Annotated in this window: 25 protein-coding genes and 2 pseudogenes; 18 read left to right on the top strand and 9 right to left on the bottom strand. The window is 41.3% G+C overall.

From position 1 onward, the window contains the following. The first annotated feature begins 66 nt into the window (after positions 1–66). Both ACVRYP_RS09865 and ACVRYP_RS09860 read left to right on the top strand, forming a co-directional pair. Positions 67–915: a Cof-type HAD-IIB family hydrolase gene (locus tag ACVRYP_RS09865; protein WP_447468543.1), complete on the top strand. Its 849-nt coding sequence runs from the start codon at positions 67–69 to the stop codon at positions 913–915. Then, entirely contained in the window at positions 890–1,525 is a 636-nt protein-coding gene (locus ACVRYP_RS09860) for a GDSL-type esterase/lipase family protein (RefSeq protein WP_447468542.1), read from the top strand. The genes ACVRYP_RS09865 and ACVRYP_RS09860 overlap by 26 nt, the downstream gene beginning before the upstream one ends. A 70-nt stretch (positions 1,526–1,595) precedes the next feature. On the opposite strand, the gene ACVRYP_RS09855 is transcribed toward ACVRYP_RS09860, so the two are convergent. Further along, positions 1,596–1,931, bottom strand: a complete 336-nt coding sequence (locus ACVRYP_RS09855) for a winged helix-turn-helix transcriptional regulator (RefSeq protein ID WP_447468541.1) — start codon at positions 1,929–1,931, stop codon at positions 1,596–1,598. A gap of 148 nt (positions 1,932–2,079) precedes the next feature. Here ACVRYP_RS09855 and ACVRYP_RS09850 point away from each other — a divergent pair, with 148 nt between their 5' ends. After that, a complete protein-coding gene (locus ACVRYP_RS09850; RefSeq protein WP_447468540.1) occupies positions 2,080–2,469 on the top strand; it encodes a nuclear transport factor 2 family protein in 390 nt (129 codons plus the stop codon). A gap of 43 nt (positions 2,470–2,512) precedes the next feature. Here the strand turns inward: ACVRYP_RS09850 and ACVRYP_RS09845 are convergent, their stop codons facing one another. Continuing rightward, positions 2,513–3,292, bottom strand: a complete 780-nt coding sequence (locus ACVRYP_RS09845) for an MBL fold metallo-hydrolase (RefSeq protein ID WP_447468539.1) — start codon at positions 3,290–3,292, stop codon at positions 2,513–2,515. Positions 3,293–3,403: 111 nt separating this feature from the next. On the opposite strand from ACVRYP_RS09845, the gene ACVRYP_RS09840 reads away from it, so the two are divergent. The 7 genes and pseudogenes from ACVRYP_RS09840 to ACVRYP_RS09810 all read left to right on the top strand — a co-directional run bounded on the left by ACVRYP_RS09840 (position 3,404) and on the right by ACVRYP_RS09810 (position 10,034). Further along, positions 3,404–3,823, top strand: a complete 420-nt coding sequence (locus tag ACVRYP_RS09840; protein WP_447468538.1) for an Lrp/AsnC family transcriptional regulator — start codon at positions 3,404–3,406, stop codon at positions 3,821–3,823. A 122-nt stretch (positions 3,824–3,945) separates the two neighbouring features. Then, a complete protein-coding gene (locus ACVRYP_RS09835; protein ID WP_447468537.1) occupies positions 3,946–5,409 on the top strand; it encodes a 6-phospho-beta-glucosidase in 1,464 nt (487 codons plus the stop codon). 69 nt (positions 5,410–5,478) lie between these two features. Then, complete coding sequence (locus ACVRYP_RS09830) at positions 5,479–6,123, top strand: histidine phosphatase family protein (protein WP_447468536.1); 645 nt, start codon at positions 5,479–5,481, stop codon at positions 6,121–6,123. Next, positions 6,120–6,703, top strand: a pseudogene (locus ACVRYP_RS09825) (histidine phosphatase family protein). The gene ACVRYP_RS09830 and the pseudogene ACVRYP_RS09825 overlap by 4 nt, the downstream one beginning before the upstream one ends. 18 nt (positions 6,704–6,721) lie before the next feature. Beyond that, positions 6,722–7,738 carry an aldo/keto reductase gene (locus tag ACVRYP_RS09820; protein WP_447468535.1) on the top strand — a complete coding sequence of 339 codons (1,017 nt, stop codon included), beginning with the start codon at positions 6,722–6,724 and terminating at the stop codon, positions 7,736–7,738. A 90-nt stretch (positions 7,739–7,828) separates the two neighbouring features. Next, positions 7,829–9,265: a 6-phospho-beta-glucosidase gene (locus ACVRYP_RS09815; RefSeq protein WP_447468534.1), complete on the top strand. Its 1,437-nt coding sequence runs from the start codon at positions 7,829–7,831 to the stop codon at positions 9,263–9,265. A gap of 121 nt (positions 9,266–9,386) precedes the next feature. Beyond that, on the top strand, positions 9,387–10,034 hold the full coding sequence (locus ACVRYP_RS09810) for a YczE/YyaS/YitT family protein (protein WP_447468533.1): 648 nt from the start codon (positions 9,387–9,389) through the stop codon (positions 10,032–10,034). 159 nt (positions 10,035–10,193) lie between these two features. Here the strand turns inward: ACVRYP_RS09810 and ACVRYP_RS09805 are convergent, their stop codons facing one another. Both ACVRYP_RS09805 and ACVRYP_RS09800 read right to left on the bottom strand, forming a co-directional pair. After that, positions 10,194–10,412: a CsbD family protein gene (locus ACVRYP_RS09805; RefSeq protein WP_447468532.1), complete on the bottom strand. Its 219-nt coding sequence runs from the start codon at positions 10,410–10,412 to the stop codon at positions 10,194–10,196. A 32-nt stretch (positions 10,413–10,444) separates the two neighbouring features. Beyond that, entirely contained in the window at positions 10,445–10,681 is a 237-nt protein-coding gene (locus tag ACVRYP_RS09800) for a GlsB/YeaQ/YmgE family stress response membrane protein (RefSeq protein WP_307121938.1), read from the bottom strand. Positions 10,682–10,952: 271 nt separating this feature from the next. Here ACVRYP_RS09800 and rpsF point away from each other — a divergent pair, with 271 nt between their 5' ends. From rpsF to ACVRYP_RS09775, 5 genes and pseudogenes are all read left to right on the top strand, one after another. Then, the gene (rpsF, locus tag ACVRYP_RS09795) at positions 10,953–11,243 is read left to right on the top strand and encodes a 30S ribosomal protein S6 (protein WP_447468531.1); all 291 of its coding nucleotides are present in this window, start codon (positions 10,953–10,955) and stop codon (positions 11,241–11,243) included. A gap of 11 nt (positions 11,244–11,254) precedes the next feature. Continuing rightward, positions 11,255–11,773 carry a single-stranded DNA-binding protein gene (locus ACVRYP_RS09790; RefSeq protein WP_447468530.1) on the top strand — a complete coding sequence of 173 codons (519 nt, stop codon included), beginning with the start codon at positions 11,255–11,257 and terminating at the stop codon, positions 11,771–11,773. A gap of 68 nt (positions 11,774–11,841) precedes the next feature. After that, the gene (gene rpsR / locus ACVRYP_RS09785) at positions 11,842–12,081 is read left to right on the top strand and encodes a 30S ribosomal protein S18 (RefSeq protein ID WP_000068664.1); all 240 of its coding nucleotides are present in this window, start codon (positions 11,842–11,844) and stop codon (positions 12,079–12,081) included. Between the two features lie 178 nt (positions 12,082–12,259). Further along, positions 12,260–13,249 carry an aromatic acid exporter family protein gene (locus tag ACVRYP_RS09780; protein ID WP_447468529.1) on the top strand — a complete coding sequence of 330 codons (990 nt, stop codon included), beginning with the start codon at positions 12,260–12,262 and terminating at the stop codon, positions 13,247–13,249. Positions 13,250–13,716: 467 nt separating this feature from the next. Then, a pseudogene (locus ACVRYP_RS09775) lies at positions 13,717–14,945 on the top strand (IS110 family RNA-guided transposase). A gap of 83 nt (positions 14,946–15,028) precedes the next feature. On the opposite strand, the gene ACVRYP_RS09770 reads toward ACVRYP_RS09775, so the two are convergent. From ACVRYP_RS09770 to ACVRYP_RS09760, 3 genes are all read right to left on the bottom strand, one after another. After that, positions 15,029–15,883 carry a helix-turn-helix domain-containing protein gene (locus tag ACVRYP_RS09770; RefSeq protein ID WP_447468528.1) on the bottom strand — a complete coding sequence of 285 codons (855 nt, stop codon included), beginning with the start codon at positions 15,881–15,883 and terminating at the stop codon, positions 15,029–15,031. 94 nt (positions 15,884–15,977) lie between these two features. Further along, positions 15,978–16,562, bottom strand: a complete 585-nt coding sequence (locus ACVRYP_RS09765) for an LpxL/LpxP family acyltransferase (RefSeq protein WP_447468527.1) — start codon at positions 16,560–16,562, stop codon at positions 15,978–15,980. Then, positions 16,559–16,852 (bottom strand): hypothetical protein, encoded by a 294-nt coding sequence (locus tag ACVRYP_RS09760; RefSeq protein ID WP_447468526.1) that lies wholly within the window; start codon positions 16,850–16,852, stop codon positions 16,559–16,561. The genes ACVRYP_RS09765 and ACVRYP_RS09760 overlap by 4 nt, the downstream gene beginning before the upstream one ends. Before the next feature lie 284 nt (positions 16,853–17,136). Between ACVRYP_RS09760 and ACVRYP_RS09755 the strand changes: the two genes are divergently transcribed. From ACVRYP_RS09755 to ACVRYP_RS09745, 3 genes are read left to right on the top strand one after another with little or no spacing between them, the layout of a single operon-like run. Continuing rightward, complete coding sequence (locus ACVRYP_RS09755; RefSeq protein WP_447468525.1) at positions 17,137–17,748, top strand: HesA/MoeB/ThiF family protein; 612 nt, start codon at positions 17,137–17,139, stop codon at positions 17,746–17,748. A gap of 8 nt (positions 17,749–17,756) precedes the next feature. After that, a complete protein-coding gene (locus ACVRYP_RS09750; protein WP_447468524.1) occupies positions 17,757–18,236 on the top strand; it encodes a HesA/MoeB/ThiF family protein in 480 nt (159 codons plus the stop codon). Further along, positions 18,233–19,468, top strand: coding sequence for an MFS transporter (locus tag ACVRYP_RS09745; RefSeq protein WP_447468523.1), 1,236 nt, complete (start codon positions 18,233–18,235; stop codon positions 19,466–19,468). The genes ACVRYP_RS09750 and ACVRYP_RS09745 overlap by 4 nt, the downstream gene beginning before the upstream one ends. 101 nt (positions 19,469–19,569) lie before the next feature. Here the strand turns inward: ACVRYP_RS09745 and ACVRYP_RS09740 are convergent, their stop codons facing one another. Together ACVRYP_RS09740 and ACVRYP_RS09735 are read right to left on the bottom strand one after the other, a co-directional pair. Continuing rightward, complete coding sequence (locus ACVRYP_RS09740) at positions 19,570–20,235, bottom strand: DUF1129 domain-containing protein (protein WP_447468522.1); 666 nt, start codon at positions 20,233–20,235, stop codon at positions 19,570–19,572. 100 nt (positions 20,236–20,335) lie between these two features. Further along, complete coding sequence (locus tag ACVRYP_RS09735) at positions 20,336–21,283, bottom strand: magnesium transporter CorA family protein (RefSeq protein ID WP_447468521.1); 948 nt, start codon at positions 21,281–21,283, stop codon at positions 20,336–20,338. Positions 21,284–21,510: the final 227 nt, after the last annotated feature.

The following is a 21,510-nucleotide window of genomic DNA, read 5'->3' as shown; positions in this document are numbered from 1 at the left end:
CATAGGATTTTGTCAGAAATCCCCTTTAAAAAAGATTATAATAATAAGAGATAATGGAGGTATGACATGATTAAAGTGATTGCAAGTGATTTAGATGGGACCTTGTTGGACGCATCAGGAAATATTGATAGAGAGAGATTTGGCAAGGTGATAGATGCGTTAGACCGCAGAGGGATCCGATTTGTCGCAGCAACAGGCAACAGCATGCACCGGATTGAGATGATTTTTGACGGCTTTACGGACCGCATGTCCTATGTCGCCGAAAACGGTGCCTACGTACTCGACCAGAATGAACCCATTGCCCATAAAGTCATTGCTCACAGTGATGCCCTTGCTTTTCTAGATTATTTTAAGGACAAGTGGGAGGACTACCGGATCACTGTCACTTACGAGGATGCCATCTACATGGTCAGTGACCAGTTTGGGATTGATGCCTTTAGCAAGATTGCACCAGAGCAGATGGCCCTTTTTCAGTCCCGCATTCGCAAGATCGATGATTTTGGCCAGCTTCCAGAGGGCACTATTATGAAGCTTGGCATGATTCTGCCAGAGGCAGAGTGTGACGCCATCATGACAGATTTTAACCATCATTTTTCCGGCAGTTTGATCGCAACCACGAGCGGATATGGGGCAGTTGACATTATGCCCCAAGGGGTCCATAAGGCTTGGGGCTTGGAGCAGTTGTTGACGCGCTGGGGCATCGCCACCAGCGAGGTCATGGCCTTTGGGGATGGCGGAAACGACTATGAAATGTTACAATTAGCTCAATACAGTTATGCCATGGACAACGCGCCGGACTTCGTCAAGGCGGCAGCTAAGCATGTGGCACCAAACCATGACGAGCATGGTGTGTTAACGATTATTGAGCAATTCTTAAAAGGAGAGATTCATGATGACGGAGGGGAAGTTATTTAGCCAGAAAGAAGAGCTGGCCTTTCGCCAATTAAGCCTAGAAGAGCAGCAAGAGGTCCTCTTAGCCAAATACCAAGAGCGCAACCCGCAGGCCCAGACCGATGGTCTCGTCCTAGCTGGAGATTCCTTGACAGAGTTTCTCCCGCACCAAAAGCTTTCAGTAAATGGCCCTGTCTATAATAGAGGGATTCGTGGGATAGGCATTGCTTTTTTAAAAGCCCATGTTAAGGATCTTATCCTAGACCTCAAGCCCAATCGCTTGGTCTTGCTGATCGGGACCAATGACCTCATGTTTGGCATGGCCCCAGAAAGCCTGGCTGAGGAGATCAGAGAGCTACTGGATATTATTCAGGCAGAACTTCCAACATGCGACATTTACCTCCAAAGCCTTTACCCGAGACAAGATTCTATCCAGTGGGGGCCGGCCTTGACCGATGAGGTAGAGGTGGCCAATCTTTACCTTCGTAACCTGACAGGAATCACCTATATCGACATGCACAGCCAACTGACCATGCCAGACCAAACCCTCAATCCCGACTACACTAGAGATGGCGTCCACCTTACCATGGCTGGTTATCAAGTAGTCTTGGAGAGGTTGGGGGAAGTACTATAAGCAAAATCCGATTATGCCCATTTGATTGGCATAATCGGATTTTTATGTGTCATAAAGTCACAATTTCTTATCATTCTTCTGTCTGTATGATATTTTGAATATAGTCTTGACCAAAGATTTCAATGCTGTCAAGGACTGCCTGAAATTTTTCCCCTTGTTCACTAAGGCTATACTCAACCTTGGGTGGAATTTGTGGGTAGACAGTGCGAATGATCAGCTTATCTTTTTCCAGTTGTCGGAGCTGTCGGGTCAAGGCGGGTTGGGTGATTTCTGGCAAGAGGCGTTGCAGTTCGTTGAATCGCTTGGTCCCTGTGCTGAGTTGGTATAGGACCACGATGGCCCATTTTCCGGTTAGGATGCGCTGTGTGGTGGCGAAGGGGCATTTGGCATAGACAGATGGTTTCATTTTTTCTCCTTAGTTTTGGTTAATGCAACTATTTTTGTTCCTAAGAAACAGAAAATTTTGTACTTGTTTTTCTGTTTTTACTTGATAAAATAGTAGCATAAGTCAAGGTCTTTGACAAGACAATTTGACAAAGATAAAGGAGAACAGTATGTCACAAAAAACGCTTGCAGTCTTTCACGCTTACAATGAGGCCCTAATGAAAGGAGATTTTCCAGCGGTTTTTGCAACCATGGCAGATGATATCATTTGGCATCAACCTGGGAATCACAGCACTTCAGGCACAATAGTTGGTAAAGAAAAACTTGGTCAACATCTCGCTCAATTTTCAGCAGTGACCAATGGGACTTTTAAGGTTTTGGTCAACTGGGTGTCAGACAATGCCAATCTGGTCGCTGCTAATGTCACCTTCTTAGGGGAACGCGATGACCAGCAATTAGATATGAATGGAATTGATCTTTTTAGAATTGAGAACGGGTTGATCCGTGAAGTTTGGCTCTTTTCAAGCCAGCAAGATGTCGAAGATGCTTTCTGGGGGTAACCAATAACAGGTCAGGTAGAAAGAGCTGCCTGACCGTTTTAGTTTAGAATTCGTAAGCCTCACCGTCTGCTGGAATATGAAGACGATTAGAGAAGCCCTCATTTTCAGCAAAAGCCCGCAAGTCTTTGCGGGAGAGAACCCAATGGTTGACAGCTTCCATATGGACGGCTACCAGCTCAGCGTCTGTATGCTGAGCCACTGCTAGTACATCTTGCGTATCCATCACAATCTTACCAGTTGGTAGGAGGGCGTTGGCACCAGCGTTTAGCACAACCACATCTGGCTGGTAGGTATCAATAGCTGTTTGGACTTTTTCGTTCCAAACGGTATCGCCAGCGATGTAGAGGGTCTTTTCGCCGTCTGCTTGAAAGACCACGCCTGAGACGGATCCGATGAGGTCTCGTAAAGGATCTGGTAAGAGGTGGAGGTTTTCCCCGTGTTCCCCATCTGTCTTATGAAGATGAATGTTTTCAAATAGCGTGTTTGTTTTGAGGACACGGACATCGGTAAAACCAGCTTCTCTAACAATAGAAGCATCTGCCTCGTTTTGAACAAAGAGAGGCAGGTCTTTGGCTAGTGTCTCAGCTGCAACAGTATCCCAATGGTCGGCATGCAGATGGGTCACAATAACGGCATCGATACCTGCTATGACTGCATCTAGAGACAGGGGCAAGTCGATTAAGGGGTTGTTTTCTGTATTGCCTGTAACAGCACCCTCAAAGGCAGGATAGCTCCCTTTTGGTGCAAGGAAAGGGTCAATCAAGAAAGTTTTCCCTGCATAAGTCAGACGAGCAGTAGATTGGCGAATGTGTTGGAATTTCATAAGTGTTTCCTTTCAAAAAATACTAGGTCTATGATACACTAGTGTTGGAAAAAGGAACAGGGCTTTTTGAAAGTCATTGGGCCTCAAAACTTTCATTTAGAAAGAGATAGGATGTTAGATCAGACAGATAAGCAGATTATAAAATTATTAAAAGAGAATAGTCGGCTCAGGGTCAGCGAATTAGCTCAGCAAGTTCATTTAACGGCGCCTGCTGTTTCGGCTCGTCTTCAAAAGTTAGAGGACAGGGGCATCATAAAAAGTTATACGGTTGAGATAGACCGGAGTCAATTTGGCTGCCCTGTCCATGTGGTGGTTACAGTTACGCTTAAAGAGCCTAATCATGCAGCTTATCAAGCCTATATCGGACAATATCAGTCGCAAGTTGGCTTTCATTATCGCACAGCTGGAGCGGGTTGCTATTTGTTAGAAGTATTCTTTGAGGACAATCAAGCATTATCGGATTTTCTGGATGGCTTAGAAACTTATGCCGGTTATCAAATTTCAAGCGTTGTCAATGTTGTTGAATTATGAAAGTTCCTTCACGGGAACTTTTTTCCTAGAATAATACCAGTTTTCCATAGAATAACACAGGAAAGCCTTCGCAAGCCATGCTATACTATGGTTATGAAAAAAATAATGAGTGAGGTATTATCATGACAAAACAATTTCCAGACGGTTTCTTGTGGGGTGGGGCGACTGCCGCCAACCAATACGAAGGTGGCTTTGGTGAGGGTGGCAGAGGTTTCGCGACTTCTGATACATCGCGTGCTGTATCCCCAGAAGAACGCAAGTCCATGAGTGGTGAATTTACAACACCCATGACCCTTGAAAAACTCAAGTTTGCCATGGAAGATACAGAAGGACTCTATCCAAAACGCTGGGGGTCTGATTTCTACCACCGTTATAAGGAAGATATCGCCCTCTTTGCAGAAATGGGCTTTAAGACCTTCCGTCTCTCTATTGCTTGGCCACGGATTTTTCCTAAAGGGGATGAGTTAGAGCCTAATGAAGAAGGACTTGCCTTCTACGACAAGGTGTTTGATGAGCTCAACAAATACGGTATCGAGCCTTTGGTAACCTTGTCCCACTATGAGTTTCCAATCCATTTGGTGACTGAGTACGGTGGTTGGAAAAACCGAAAAGTGATCGACTTCTTTGTGCGTTATGCTGAGACTGTTTTCAACCGCTACAAGGGCAAGGTTAAATATTGGTTGACCTTTAATGAGATCAACATTCTTGGTTTGACAGGTTACTTATCAGGTGGTCTTCTTTTTGAAGATGGCAAGTTGCATTTGGATGAAATGTACCAAGCGGTTCACCATCAGTTTATCGCGTCAGCTCTGGCGACTAAGGTTGCCCATGAGATTGATCCTGAAAACCAGGTTGGGATGATGCTCGCCCGCATGGAAAGCTATCCTGCGACCTGTAACCCAGATGACATCATGGAAGCCATCAAGAAGGACCAGTCTAACCTCTTCTACTCAGATGTGCAGGTTCGTGGGGAATACCCTCGCTACATGAAACGTTTCTTCAAAGAAAACAATATCGAACTCCAGTTTGAGCCAGGTGATGAAGCGATTCTCAAGCAATACCCAGTAGACTTCATGAGCTTCTCTTACTACATGACCAGCATTGCGCGTGCTAATCCTTCTGGTGAGAAAACATCAGGAAACTTGATGTTAGGGGAATCGAACCCTTACCTAGAAGCTTCTGATTGGGGCTGGCAGATTGACCCAGTTGGTCTGCGTGTGACCCTTAACAAGCTTTACGACCGTTACCAAGTGCCGCTCTTCATCGTGGAAAATGGGCTTGGCGCTTTGGATAAGGTCGAGGAAGACGGTTCAATCCATGACAGCTACCGGATCGATTACTTGGAAAAACACATCGAGCAGATGTATGAAGCCATCGAGGATGGTGTGGAGCTGATGGGCTACACGCCATGGGGTTGTATCGACTTGGTGTCAGCGTCAACCAGTGAGATGTCTAAGCGTTATGGCTTTATCTATGTGGATGCGGATGACCAAGGCAATGGTAGCTTTGACCGTTCACGCAAGGACTCCTTCTTCTGGTATAAAGATGTCATTGCAACTAATGGTGCCAACATCTTGAATGATTAAAGACGGATAAGACAAGGAGGCTGGGCGTCATGCCCAACCTCTATTGGTTTTTGTATAGAAAGGAACGTTATGACAACAAAACTCTATCTCATGCGGCACGGACAGACGCGTTTTAATGCCCAAGGTAGGATTCAAGGAGCATCGGATTCGCCCTTGACGGACCTGGGGATTGAGCAGGCCCTTGCTGCCAAGGCTTATTTTGATCAGCAAAACATCTCTTTTGATGCTATTTACACATCAACCCAGGAGCGGGCTTGTGACACCGCAGAGTTGGTAACAGGTCGGACAGATTACACCCGCCTAAAAGGGCTCAAGGAGATTGATTTTGGCGCTTTTGAAGGTCAGCAGGAGTTTCTCAATCCGCCCTTGCAAAAAGACATCGGTTATGGGGATTACTTTGTGACCTATGGTGGAGAAGGGTCTCTGGCTGTGCGCCAGCGGATGGGAGATACCATTCGACAGATTGTGGGAGACAATGATGGGAAAACAGTTTTGGTCGTGAGTCACGGTGGGGCCATTGCCCAGTTTTACCGAGGGGTATTAGCTGATCCACCGCAAGTTAGAATGCGCAACTGCGCTATTTTAGACTTTGAAGTGACTGCAGATCAGTTTGAGTTATTCTCAATCTACGACCCTGTGGCCGGTGAGTTCTTGTACGATCAAGAACACGGGGTTCCTAAGGACCTGGAATTAACTTATGGAGATATTAAATGACAAAAACACTGTATTTGATGCGCCATGGCCAGACGAGACTCAATGTCGAAGGCAGGGTTCAGGGGGCTTACGATTCGCCCTTGACAGAGCTAGGAATCGCTCAAGCAGGCATGGCTAGGGCTTACTTTGAAAATGCTGGAGTCACTTTTGATCAGGTTTATTCATCGACTCAAGAGAGAGCCAGTGATACGGCAGAAATCGTGTCAGGCCAGGAACCTAAGCGCCTTAAAGCCATCAAGGAGATGGATTTTGGTGCCTTTGAAGCCAAGGAGAACGCCTCTTGCCTGTTCATCGTCCGGGGACCAAGTCTTTTGAAGACCAGTTGGTTCCTTATGGTGGTGAGGATATTCGCTTGGTTGGTAAGCGCGTCTATGAGGGATTGGTTGAGGTCTTGGAGCAGGCAAACGATGGTGACACCTTGCTAGCGGTTAGCCATGGGGCTGCTATGTGGGGCTTCATCCTTCATATTGATGCGGTTTTACCTGAGGGGGCTCGCTTTGGCAATTGTGCCATATGCCAACTAACTTATGTGGAAGGCGCATTGACGCTGGAAGCGGTCATTGACCCAACAGCACAGTAATATCAGGAGGACAAGCAGATGGAAAAACGACGCTTAGGACAAAGTGAGCTCATGGTCTCTCGGATTTGTCTGGGCTGCATGGGCTTTGGCGACGCTACCGATGGTCCCCATTCTTGGACCTTAAACGAAGAGGATAGCCGTGCTATCATCAAGCAAGCCCTAGAAGCAGGCATTACCTTTTTTGACACGGCCTTAGGCTATCAAAATGGTTCTAGCGAACGCTATGTAGGCCGGGCGCTGCGCGACTTTGCCAAACGAGAAGAGGTAGTGCTTGCGACAAAATTCCTACCCCGTACACAAGAAGACATCGAAAGAGGCGTCTCTGGTCGTGCTCACATTGAGCGTTCACTCCAGCAGAGTCTGGAGAATCTAGGCATGGACTACATTGACCTTTACATCTACCATATCTGGGACTACAATACGCCGATTGAGGAGGTTATGGATACCCTCAATGATGCTATTGTGGCTGGTAAGGTCCGTGAAATTGGTATTGCCAACTGTTTTGCTTGGCAATTAGCCAAGGCCAATGCCTACGCGGATAAGATGGGCTACAAGCGCTTTGTTTCGGTACAAAGTCACTACAACCTCATCATGCGCGAAGACGAGCGCGAACTCATGACCTATTGCCAAGAAGAGGGCATTGCAACAACGCCATATTCTGCCCTAGCAGGTGGTCGCTTGTCACGATTGCCAGGTGTGACAACCAAGCGCTTAGAAGAGGATAAGTTTGCCCAGTCCAAATATGATCAAACTGCTGAGGAAGATAACAAAATCATCGCGCGTGTGGCAGAGTTGGCGGACAAATACCAGACCAGCATGACGGCCGTTTCCCTAGCATGGCTCTTAACCCGAGTGGATGCGCCAGTTGTTGGTGCTACGAAACCGCACCATTTAGACGGGCCACTGGCAGCCTTTGACCTCCAACTGAGTCCAGAAGACCTGGCCTATCTGGAAGAACTCTATCTTCCGCATGCCCTGTCAGGCGTCATGGCGCAGAATACCTATAAACCAGAAGGACGATATAGAAAGCCTTAGAATAGTATCAGTTTTCCGTAGAAAAAGACAAGAAAAGGGTTACAGAAAACAGTAAAATAGAATTAACTTATTAAAAGTGAGGTAAACAAAATGACAAAACTGACTTTTCCAGAAGGTTTCCTTTGGGGTGGCGCGACAGCTGCCAACCAATGCGAAGGGGCTTACGATGCCGATGGCCGTGGTTTAGCTAATGTTGACGTGGCACCAATTGGTCCAGACCGTGTGGATGTTATCCTTGGAAAACGTAAAATGTTTGATTTTGAAGAAGGTTACCACTACCCAGCTAAGGTCGGGATTGACATGTACCATCGTTTCAAAGAAGACATTGCCCTCTTTGGCGAAATGGGCTTCAAGACCTATCGGTTGTCTATTGCGTGGAGCCGTATTTTCCCTAAAGGAGACGAACTTGAGCCAAATGAAAAAGGCCTTCAATTCTACGAAGACCTCTTCAAAGAGTGCCACAAGTACGGCATTGAGCCACTGGTAACCATCACTCACTTTGACTGTCCGATGCATTTGATCGAAGAATACGGTGGTTGGCGCAACCGCAAGATGCTGGAATTCTATGAGCGTCTTTGCCGTACCCTCTTTACCCGCTATAAAGGATTGGTTAAATATTGGTTGACCTTCAACGAGATCAATATGATTCTTCACGCTCCATTCATGGGCGCAGGCCTTTACTTTGAAGAAGGTGAAAATGTTGAGCAGGTAAAATACCAAGCAGCCCACCATGAGCTTGTGGCGTCAGCTATTGCGACTAAGATCGCCCACGAAATTGATCCTGAAAATAAGGTCGGCTGTATGCTGGCTGCGGGTCAATACTATCCAAACACACCGCATCCACGTGATGTCTGGGAGTCTATCAACCTTGACCGCGAAGGCTACTTCTTTGTAGACGTTCAGGCGCGTGGCGAATACCCTAACTATGCTAAGAAAGAATGGGAACGCAAAGGCATTAAAATCGCCATGGAAGACGGTGACCTTGAAGTCTTGAAGGAGCATACGGTTGACTTCATATCCTTCTCTTACTATTCAAGCCGTGTGGCATCTGGTGATCCAGAAGTTAAGGATAAGACAGCTGGTAATATCTTTGCTTCTATTAAGAACCCATACTTGGATGCTTCTGAGTGGGGCTGGCAGATTGACCCACTTGGCCTGCGTATCACGCTTAACGTGATCTGGGACCGTTATCAAAAACCACTCTTTATCGTGGAAAATGGTCTAGGTGCCATCGACACACCAGATGAGAATGGTTATGTGGAAGATGACTACCGCATTAACTACCTAGCAGAACACGTAAAAACCATGCGCGATGCCATCAATGAAGACGGTGTGGAACTTTGGGGTTACACGACTTGGGGCTGTATCGACCTTGTTTCCGCTGGAACAGGTGAAATGAAAAAACGTTACGGCTTCATCTACGTAGACCTTGATAACGAAGGCAAGGGAACGCTGAAGCGCTCTAAGAAGAAGTCCTTTGATTGGTACAAAGAAGTCATTGCGACAAACGGTGCTTCTGTTAAGTAATTTGGCTCCAACTCACTCGGTACTCCTTAGCCGAGTGAGTTTTTTTGAGTTAAGTATTCATTATTGAGACTAAAAGGAATTAATGCTAAAATGGGGGAGATAAATAAAGAAGAAGGATATTATGATTAAACCGAAAATTAATATAAAGACTTTATTGGTCTATCTCCTTGGAACTGTTGTTCTCGCTTTTGGTATCTGTTTAAATGCAAAGAGTAATCTCGGTGTGTCGCCAGTTACCAGTGTTATTTTTGCATTGGCGGCGGTTACAGGGCAGACCTTTGCCATGACTAACTTTGTCTATCTTTGTCTCTTGATTTTAGTTCAATTTGCCCTTTTGCGAAAGAACTTTCGCCTGTCTCAATGGACCCAGATTTTGGCCAGTTTTTTAGGAAGTGTCTTCATCGATATTTTCGACAAACATCTGCCAATTCCAGAGGCGCTGTCTCTTCGGATTAGTTTTTTACTTTGTGGTATTGTTTTGGTTGGTATAGGGGCCTCGATTACAGTAGGAATGAATGTTGTACCTAACCCAGCTGATGCTTTGGCACATGTCATAGGCCACGTGACGGGGAAAGGCTTCGGAACAGGTAAAAATATTCTTGACATCATTTCCATCAGTGCAGCCAGTTTGATTGGACTCATATTTGCAGGTCGGTTAGTTGGTGTCGGTGTTGGAACCTTTTTGGGTATGGTGTTTACAGGACGCATTATTGCTTGGAGCCATCCTTGGACAGAAAATCTTTATCGTTGTCTTGTCAAGGAGTTATAGTGAATAGATAAGGTAGTGATTTTTGGTTGAGTTGAGACTTAAGATAAGCTAAAAGTATAAAGTAAGAATGCTATTTCTTAGAAGCAAGATCGCTAAAAAAATCTGTTTAGTAAAAAAAGTGGAAAAAAACAAGCTAGGTATCCTAAGCTTGTTTTTTGATTATTGTTTTGATTTGTCATCGCCATCTAAGATGTCTTTAACAGCATTTACGGCACCTTTAGCAGTATCTTGGACATCGACAACAGCTTCCTTAGCTTTAGCGATTGTCTTTTCAACAACACCTTCAGCTTGGACTTCCTTATCGCCTGTGGCTTTACCAATAACTTCTTTGGCTGAACCTTTTAATTGGTCCAACTTTGCATTAAATTTTTCAGACATAAGAATGCCTCCTTTTTTAAAAAATGCTGACTTTATTTTTTCTCCAAGAAGAAAGAAACAACAGCAATGACAATAATCGCCCCACAGATAGATGGTATAAGTGCCATCCCAGCAAGACTAGGGCCCCAATGGCCGAGCAATGCTTGACCGACAGAAGATCCGATAAGACCTGCGATAATATTAGCGATGCAGCCCATCTTTTCACCGCGGTTGGTAATAGCACCAGCTACGGCACCAATCAAGGCTCCAATAATAAGAGACCAAATCATAGTACGCCTCCTGAAAATAAAACTCAAGGCTTCAAACTGAGCCTCTGTACTGATAGTATAGCACAATTATTTGAAAATGTCTATGAAAGCGCTGAAAATCTGGTGTATAGAAGTCAAAGGTTTTCGGCGCTAAATTCGCCAAATTCCGCAAAAAACAGATAGAAATCCTTTGCCTTTTCATAAAAATCTGTTATAATAGTTATTTGTGAGACAACCTCACTTACTCACAGGGAGGCCTGTGGGTCATTAGTCCAAAAGGAGGAACATATCAATGGCTAAATACGAAATTCTTTATATTATTCGTCCAAACATTGAAGAAGAAGCGAAAAACGCTTTGGTCGCACGTTTCGACTCTATCTTAACTGACAATGGTGCTACTGTTGTTGAGTCTAAGGCATGGGAAAAACGTCGCCTCGCATACGAAATCAATGATTTCCGCGAAGGTTTGTACCACATCGTTAACGTTGAAGCTACAGATGCAGTCGCTCTTAACGAGTTTGACCGTTTGTCTAAAATCAACGGCGACATTCTTCGTCACATGATCGTCAAACTTGACGCGTAAGCAGGTGTTTTATGATTAATAATGTAGTGCTTGTTGGTCGCATGACCAAAGATGCAGAACTTCGCTATACCCCGTCTAATCAAGCTGTTGCGACTTTTACATTAGCGGTTAACCGCAATTTTAAAAATCAAAACGGTGAGCGTGAAGCGGATTTCATCAACGTTGTGATTTGGCGCCAGCAGGCTGAGAACTTGGCTAACTGGGCTAAAAAGGGTGCTTTGATTGGGATTACTGGCCGTATTCAGACCCGTAATTATGAAAACCAACAAGGGCAACGCGTTTATGTGACAGAAGTTGTTGCGGAAAACTTCCAACTCTTGGAAAGTCGCACTGCGCGTGAAGGCCAATCTGGAGGCTATCAAGCTAACAATAGTTTTGGTGGAAATGCTTCTGGAGGAGACAACAGCTTTGGCGGTGGTTTCCCATCAGGTGGTTCACAATCAAACGCAACACCGAACTTCGGTCGAGACGAAAGCCCATTTGGAGCAACTAATCCGATGGATATTTCAGACGACGACTTACCTTTCTAAGATTAGAAAATCTGGAACGAATCGAACTCTTCTGAGTTCAACCATTATCATATAAAGGAGAAACTCACATGGCTCAACAACGTCGTGGCGGATTCAAACGCCGTAAAAAAGTTGATTACATCGCAGCTAATAAAATTGAATACGTTGATTACAAAGATACTGAATTGCTTAGCCGTTTTGTATCTGAGCGTGGTAAAATCTTGCCACGTCGCGTAACTGGTACTTCAGCTAAGAACCAACGCAAGGTAACAACAGCAATCAAACGTGCTCGCGTTATGGCCCTTATGCCATTCGTAAACGAAGATTAATCAGATATCCCTTTTCCAAGTCTTGGAAAGGGATTTTTAGTTGAAAAAACCTTCTTTTTTAGTCATAATAATAATCAATAACTAAAAATTAAATTAGGTGATGCCGATTGAGGTGAAATTCACCAAATCACCTTAGCAAGGCTAAGGGGGTTGTTCATTTAGAGAAGAGTAAAAGTTTATGTTAGGAAAAACCATGACCGTCCAAGTCTTAAAAATAATCATCGCTACTGGACTAGCGATAGGACTAGCGCAATTGATGGGCCTCGAAAATGGGACTTCTGCCGGAATCATTGCCATGCTAAGTGTCCTTGATACGAGAAAGTCATCCCTCCAGATAGGCTGGCAACGGTTAGTGTCAACGGTTGTAGCCCTGACCTTGGGAGCAGTCAGTTTTGCCCTTTTAGGGTTTCAGCTACCAGCCTTTCTCCTCTATTTATCAGTCTTTGTTTTCTTTGCCTACCGCTTTGAAATGAAGGCGGCGATTGCTCCCTGCTCCGTTTTGGTCACCCACCTGTGGTTGGCTCAAGACCTGAGCCTTTCCTTTCTTTGGAACGAGTTATTACTGATGGTAATAGGAGCTGGTTTGGCCATTGTATTGCATGTCTACATGCCCTCACAACAAAGAGCTATTATAGCAGCTCGCGAAAGTATTGAGGCGCAACTACGGATTATTCTTACAGGGCTTGCTAATGCTATTTATGATTTGGAAGACCATCAACAGGTTGAAACTATCGAAAGCTTAAGGCAGGAAATCAAGGTGGCGAAGCGTTTAGTCTATCGTGAAAGGGAGAACCGCCTCTTTAGTCAGATTGATTATGACTTGCACTATTTAGACATGCGGCATAATCAGGTCAAACTGTTAGCAGTCATGGCCTGGAATCTACAGAGCTGTCGCTTGGAACTGACAGAAGCCAAGTTATTGGCCAGCTTGTTTGAATTAACTGCGGATCAACTCAGTGAGCACAACCCAGCAACCTATTTGCTGGCAGATATCGAGGCTATGCTAGAGCAATTCAGAGCCCGTGACCTCCCCCAAACCCGCCAGGAATTTGAAACCAGAGCCATCCTCTTTCAAGTCTTAACAGACTTGACACGATTTATCCAACTCAAAATTGATTTCTACGCCACTTACTCAGAAAATGAACGAGACATTTTAGAAGAAGCATAAAAAGGCCTCCGCATGGAAGCCTTTTTTTAGTAGTCTGTAAATATCAATTGAAGATGCTATTATAATAAAATTTTCAAAGAAAAATTGGTGGCCAATCAGTTATCTGTCCAAAACAGAACAATAAGATAGTTAATAGAACTAATATTTTGAGGGTGTGATGTTTCATTTTTATAATTCATTCCTTTCGTTTCACTCAAGGCACAACACCGAATGAAAAGGTGTTGTGCTCTTTATTTTAGTTTACAATAGAGTTGAGGAGTTCTATCACTACTACAAATCACGGGGAGGTGAATAAGTGAGTGGTCTAGCCACTACCTCGCATTTTTATAGGTGTAGCTCTTCCTATCAAGCACAACTAACTGTGACTATGAGCACGTAAACTTATATTTGGATAAGCGACTGGTTTGTGAAAGGGGAGAGCAGTCAAGGGATAGGCGCTTCTCAAATATGGTGAAGGGAGACCCCTCATGTTAAAAATTGTTTACCCTAATTGTTGTGGCATTGATGTGCATAAAACCTTTATCGTAGCGGTTATTGCCATCACCGACAATCACGGAATCACTAACTACCACCGTAAGCGTTTCTCAACCTTTACAAATGGTCTTATTCAGCTAAGAGACTGGTTGGAATACTATTCCTGCTTTGATGTCTGTATGGAATCTACCGGTAAATACTGGATTCCTGTTTTCAATATCCTAGAAAGCACCTGTAACATCTGCTTGGCTCATCCCAAATATGTTAAGGCTATTCGAGGAAAGAAGACCAACAAGAAAGATGCACAATGGATAGCTGACCTCTTCAAGCATGATTTAGTCGCTTCTAGCTTTAGTCCACCTCTCAAAATTAGACAACTCCGTGACCTTTTCAGATATCGCATGAAGTTAACTCAACTCCAAGTTAGCGAGAAAAATCGGTATCAGAACTATCTCACTTGGTCTAACCTTCAAATTGCAAGTGTCGTTTCCGATGTTTTTGGAAAAAGTGCTCAAGCTATTATTAAGAGCATCCTTGACAATCCAGAAGATCAACCAAATATTGAGCAACTGGTTCACAAGAGAATGAAGAATAAAGTCCAAGACTTAGAAATCGCTATGGAAGGCGCTTTAACACCCGAACAAGCAGAGAAAATCAGAGTAATCAAAGCTCACTACGATGCCTTGGCTATTTGTAAAGAAGATTTGGAACAAATGATCCGAGAGCTGGGACAAGACTATCAACATCACGTAAAACTGATTCAAACCGTACCTGGTTTTAAAGATGATCTATCTGCTCTCAGAATCATCTCAGAAATTGGTAGCGATATGACAGCCTTTGATTCAGCTGCCGAACTTTGTTCCTGGGCTGGACTGGTCCCTGCTAACAATGAAAGTGCTGGGAAAAAGTTTTCTACGCGCATGTCTAAAGGTGGAAATACCTGAAGCCTTTCCTTGTTCAAGTCGCAAACGCTGTTGTCAAGTCTGACAAACACGCAGAATTGAGAAACAAGTATCTTAAACTCAAGAAACGCCGAGGACATCGAAAAGCCATTATCGCTATCTGTCGCAGACTATTGGTAGCTATCTACCACGTTCTCCTAAAACAAGAAACTTATAATCCTGCTTTACAAGGACTGACCGAAATACGAAATCCTGATAAAACGATGTCTGTTCAAGACGCTGTTCGTTTTGCACAACAACACGGATTCAATGTTGCCTAATGTCAAAAATCAGGTGTCAAGACCTCTTTTTAGTGTGCCTAAAATTAGGATAAACAATAAGTCAATTAGATTTTATCTTTTTTTCAAACTTTCTCCTTTAACTCATCTAAAAATCTGGTAGCACTGTATTTTAATTCGATGTTGTTATCTATGTCATAACAAAGAATTGCTTTTTGGCAAAATTCTTTAGCTTGTAAGATGTCACCTTTTTGATTAAATATATTCGCCTTAAGGTAATATATATCTGCTAGTAAAAAAAGTGATTTGTTTTTAATCAATAAACCGATTGAGAGATCCGCAAGTTCCATCGATTTGCTATAATTACCGCTGACTCCTAAAACCCTCGCATAACTGTATAAATAGACGACTTGGTCTTCAAAATTAGTTATCTCTGGGTAGAGGTGGTTGACGTGTTCAAACTCGGTTATGGATCGGCCGTGTTCCCCAATATCATTGTAAATCGTTCCAATAGAACAAATCGATTTAAAATAGATAACGAGATCATCAGGACAATCCTCTGACAATTTTCTAAGTAGTTCGATAGCCTTATGGGGCTCTTTTTTATTTGTGTAGACTAAAACTGCTGAAAGCCAATCATAATAAAGTTTTTCTTCATAGGCTAATTTACTTTCATCAATACTATTTAAGAGGTATGACAAGGTATCATAATCTCGACTGTATTGAAGTTGTTTGCATTTTGAAATAAACTGACCTTCAGAAAACTTAGGATTTATGGAGAAAATCTTGCCTACCTCATTAAGATCGATATGCAGTTTTTTAACTAAGGCAAAAAATATTTCAATGGAAGGACTAACCTGACCCTTCTCAATATTACTAATGACTGTCTGTGTACAGATACCTTCCGCAAGCTCAGTCTGAGTGAGCTGCTGTTTTAGGCGTTCTGATTTTACCAGTTGGCCAATCTGACGTTTATACATTATTATTGTTTTCCATTCTTATCTGATTTATATCTATTATACTATTTTTTGGTATTTTTGGTATTTATAGGTAAAATTAGAAAATGCATGTGAATTAAATTGAAGTGCGAACTATCATATCATCCCAAATTTCCCAGCCCCACCACTTACTTTTATCTTTAGATATAATGTTTTCCATAATTTTCATTATCTCTTTTGAAACATCTAAAATATTTTGTTCAGAATCGATGGATTCAGATAAAATTATGTAGGGGAGTAATTGATTATCTGGGTAATTTATCTGTATTGGAATAATATTAGTTTTCAACTTTTTAGCAATGGTAGCTATTCCAGTCGGAAGAAAGATATCTTCATTAAGAAATTTTGTAGTAAATTTAGATTTTTTTCCAAGTGAAAATTCAGGATACATAACTAAATTGTATCCGTTTTTTAAGTCATTAAGCACTTTTAGAATTGAGTTTTTTTCTTGTATACCATGTAGTCTGATGTTTTTACCGAAATTGAATTTGCTTAAAATAAACTCCCAGTAACGTGTTGAACTTTCGTCCATGAGTATTGTAAGTTTCATGTTGTTTGTTGCTAAGATAGGTAATATAGACATATAAGCATCATAATGAGGGAAAAATAAAATATTACCAATATCTTTCTTTAAATGTTCAATCCCTTTGACTTGATTCATATATGGGTTTTTTCAGCATATAATGCAGAAAGAAATACAATTGAGGGCATTTCTATTCTATAATCAACCCATTTTTCTTTATCTGAAATAGAAATTTGCTCCTCTGAAACTTTTTGTATCATTTTCATGTAGCCTTCTTTACGTAATTTAAGGTCACCATCTATTTTGTTATTCATACATTTTTCAATAATATCAGTAAAATCCTCAATTGGTAATTTTGATAATAATTTGAATATATTTAGATTATTATAGAAATTTTGATAATCAAAAACTAGATTTCCTTCGTTCATTGTAGACTTCCTAGTCATTTGAAAATTATAACACAAAAATAATTAAAACAATAAAGAAATAAAAAAACTATTGACAAAAAAATAATTACTTTATATAATATAATTATAAAAATGAAATGAGAGAAGGCAAATGAAGAAAGTATCAGAATTTTATGCTACTGAAGAAAGTTCAGGTTCTAAAAATGGTAGCTGTTAGTTAAATAGCTCTATTTAAATATATAGTTAAAGTAGAAGAATAGTTTTACTATTTTTCTACTTTAATTATTTTAAGGAGTATAATTAGAATGAAGATTGCAATTAAACCAGGGGTTAGTTTACTTTATAATATAAAAGACAAAAGATTTCAATTTTCAATATCAACAAGTAATATCCAAAAAATATATGAAATGGAACCTGAGTATGTGTATTTTTTTAAGTTATTGTCAAAATATGACGATGATAGTATAATATTTTCAGAAATTCAAGCAAGATTTCCAAATTTTAAAAGAAAAGAATTCATTTCAACTATTGAAATACTTAGAAGAGAAGGAATTATAAGTATTAAACAACCTATACCTGCTACTATAAGTCATGAGGAAAGTATTAGATATAATAGACAGGTGAATTTTTTTAGTAATTTGAATCCGGAAAAATTAAATCCATGGGATTTTCAAAATAAGTTAAAGACTTCTAAGGTGCTTATTTTAGGAATTGGTGGAATAGGAAGTTGGATTGCTCAATATTTAACTATGTCAGGTCTTGGAGAAATATATATATGTGATTTTGATATTGTTGAATTACATAATTTAACTCGTCAAACTCTATATTCAGTTAACGATTTAGGGAAAAAGAAAACGGATGCTCTAGAAAAAAAAAGCTTAATTCCATCAATGGAGACGTTAACATCAAAAAAATAGAGTTAGAAATGAATAAATTTACCATCCATCAAATTGAGGAGGTTATACTTCATGTTGATGTGGTAATTAATTGTGCAGATTATCCTGATATTAATACTACAGCTCAATGGGTTTCAGAAATTTGTCTCAAATTTAATAAACCACACATTATAGGTGGTGGTTTTACTGGTCATATAGGTTTGATTGGCCCGATGATAATTCCTAAAAAAACATTATGTTGGCAGTGTATTAACAAGGTTTATGAGGATTACCAGGAAAATAATTCAAAAGAGGTTATTATTAATACTAGAAAATCAGCTGGGGCAATAGGTATTTTATCTAGCTTAGTAGCGTCACTACAATCATGGGAGTGTATTAAATTGTTGACTGGATTAAGTGATTTGTTGACCGTAAACAGAAGAGGCTTTTTTAATATTTCAACATTTGAAATAGAGTGGCTAGAAAGTCATGCTGACGAATCGTGTTTATACTGTAAGGATTTGATATGAAATATTTATTAAAAAATAGAAACTTTATGACCACCTTGGTTTCTGATTTACTATCTAACTTTGGTGATGTCATGTATAGTATAGCCTTAATGAATTACGTGCTTCAGCTTCCAGACACTAAATCGGCTATAGCCATTGTGAGTTTTTCGGAAGTGCTGCCCATTTTTGCCTATCTGTTGACGGGTTACTTTTCAGATAGGACAAATCGAAAGATTAATGCCATTATATACTCTCAGTTGTTTCGCATGATTATTTATCTAGTCATAGGATTTGTGATGCAATTCTCTCCACAGTTATGGATTGTAATCTTTGCTTCTGTCTTGAATGTTTTTTCAGATTGTGCAGGCCAATATGAATCAGGTTTATTTATCCCAGTCAGTTTAAAAATCGTCGAAAAAAATGAGCGGCAAGGAGCTATTGCTTTTAGACAGGGCGTATCTTATAGTTTCAATGTAATCTATCAGCCAATTGCAGCTATTTTAATTGGTATTTTCTCTTACAGTATGTTATCGTACCTCAACGCAATGACATTTTTGCTGTCTTCCCTAATTTTATTAACCATTTTCCCGGCATTAAAGAAAATTGATTTTGGGAGTAGCTATTCTCAATCGACAGGCTCGAAAAACATGTTGTCAGAAATTTGGGGAAACTTTAAGCAAGCTATTAGTGAATTCAAACAGATTCCTGAGTTGAAACTTTCTCTCCAAATTGTTCCTGTTATCAATGGACTTTTTGCTGCCTTACCTATTTTAGTTGTTCTAACGATTGATTTATATCCCGATTTTATCATTTATAAATCCGCAAGCACAATAGCGATTATCAATATGTTTTATGTACTTGGTAACATAGTGGGTAGTTTTTTGGCAGTTAATCTCTTATCTCAGATTCAAATGAAGACTCTTTTAAAATACGGGACATTAACCCTAGCGCTTGTCCTCTTAGGTTTTCATATTCATCAGCCATATTTAGTTATTTTTTCACTATTTATCGGAGGGATTTTAATTGGAGCGGGTAACCCCAAGTTTAATCTTTTATTGTATGAGGTAGTACCGATGGAGAAAATCGCTACTTTGAATGGGGGAATTATGACTTATCTATACTTGGGTATGTTTGTCATTCGTATGGTTATCAGTACAATGGTCGTTATCATTCCTACGCAGTTAATAACAGCGACATTGCTGATTATTGCACTTGGTCTCCTAGGTTATACCTCTTTTTACAAAGGAGAATAGGAGACGGATGGGGATAACGTCTCATCGTTACCCTAGGAAAAGCACTTGTTTTACTAATCTAAACATCTAAAAAGGCCTCCGCATGGAAGCCTTTTTAAGGTTTAATCTTTACTGGTGATGGCGCTCTTGATATTGTAACGCTTTTTAAGTAAGTAACGAACGCCAAATCCTGCTAGACCAATGAAGACGTTGAACCAGGTTGGCATGATAGGGTTGAGAGCAGTTGGTAATAGGGTGCTGAGGCTAAAGACAAAGAAAAGTCCAAACATCACGAGAGCCAGTGTTCCCCATGTCTTAAGACCACCTGGGCGTTGGTCTTTTGGTTTACGGAGGTGACGGTAAACATAGTAGTACATGGCGTACATCATGCCACCTGTCGCAATACTGAGAAGGATCAAGCTGGTTAAGCCATAAGCTTGATTATCAGATTGTGTTAGGCTGAGTAAGCCCATCATGATCCCCATAATCCCAAGGATAAAGAGGCTGGCATCCAACCACATGAGCCAAGGATTGTCATTTTCTGCAGGATTGGCAGCCTCGTATTCAGCTTGCGCTGTGAGGCCATCAGCCCATACAGTTGGAGCACCATAGAGTTGACGAGCCGTGAGGCCTTTTTTTTGATTTTCAACAATTGTTGGGAGAATCGATTCCAAAGCTTCTTTTACTTCGGCGTCAGTTTTGCCATTTTTCAACAATTGGTTGGTGGCAATGTGAATATATTCTTGGTTTTTCTTAGTCAGTTGAGCGGTTAATGAGGTCGTGTCCATGATCAGTAAATCTCCATAAGTTTGTATTGTAGTATTAGTCGTCAGAAAGAGTTTTAGGAACTTCTGTCAAATGACGATTTGTGTCCGATAACTCTATCGATTAGAACCATTTTTTGCGGATAAAGTAGATAATCAAGAGGCCGCTAACAGAAAAAGCGCCTAAGATAACCCACCAAAAAGCGTGAGGGATATCGTTAAATGGAAGGGCATCCATCTGGACAAAGTTCATACCATAGGCCGAAAAAATCATGGTTGGAACCGAGAGGACCATGGTAGCTAAAGCCAAGGTTTTCATGATCGTGTTCTGGTTGTTTGAGATGATCGATCCAAAGGTATCAGTCATTCCTTTTAAGATGTGACCATAGATATCCGCCATCTCGATGGCCTGTTGGGTCTCGACAAGCGTGTCTTCTAGCAAATCCTCATCCTCCTCATATTTTTTGAGCAAGTAGGAAGAGGCTGTCAGTTTTTTAACGATACGTTCGTTTGTTTTAAGCGAAGCCTTGAAGTAGATAATCGTTTTTTCCAGTTCCATCAGTTCAATTAATTCTTCATTACGCGTGGACTCATGCATCTGGCTCTCGATTTCTTCACTTTTTCGGTCAATTTGGCGAAGGGCAGAGAGGTAGATAGCAGCATTGCGGTAAAGAATTTGGAAAACGAAACGGGATTTCATAAAGGTATAGAAGTTCCTGACCCGACGATTGATAAAGAAATCAAACAGCGGCAACTCGACCAAGCAAGTCGTGATAATCGCTTCTTCCGTAATGATAATCCCTAGGGGAATGGTGACATAGTAAATTTTGCCATTGCGCTCTTCCGAAATAGGAACATCGACAATAATCAATTTGTAGTCGTCTTCAACTGAGATACGCGACATCTCCTCGGCATCGAGGGGTGCCCGTAAGTCAGTGATATCGATGTTAAAGCGTTCTGCAATTTCCATCGTTTCACTCTGGGAGGGGTTGATTAAATTGATCCAAGCGCCAGGAGCAAAGGTATCAATCTCTTCTAATTCAGTTGCCGAAGACAAAAAAATCTGTTTCATCCTATAGATCCCTCCTTGTTTTAGCATTCGTGATGCACGCCTTCTATTATACACTAAAAAGCGGAATTAAAAAAGTTCAAAAGATGGCAGAATTTCGTAAATATCATTCGAAAGTGATAATGTCCTAGTTAGGTCGAAGGTAAAAATGTCCCATCTGTTATTCTAGTATCATGCAAAGGATAGACTTAACCATGACAGAAACAAGAAAATACCAGACCATTAAGGCT

It is taken from the genome of Streptococcus rifensis, assembly GCF_053203525.1.
The sequence above is the reverse complement of the archived record's forward strand: the minus strand, read 5'-3'. Positions and strand labels throughout refer to the sequence as shown.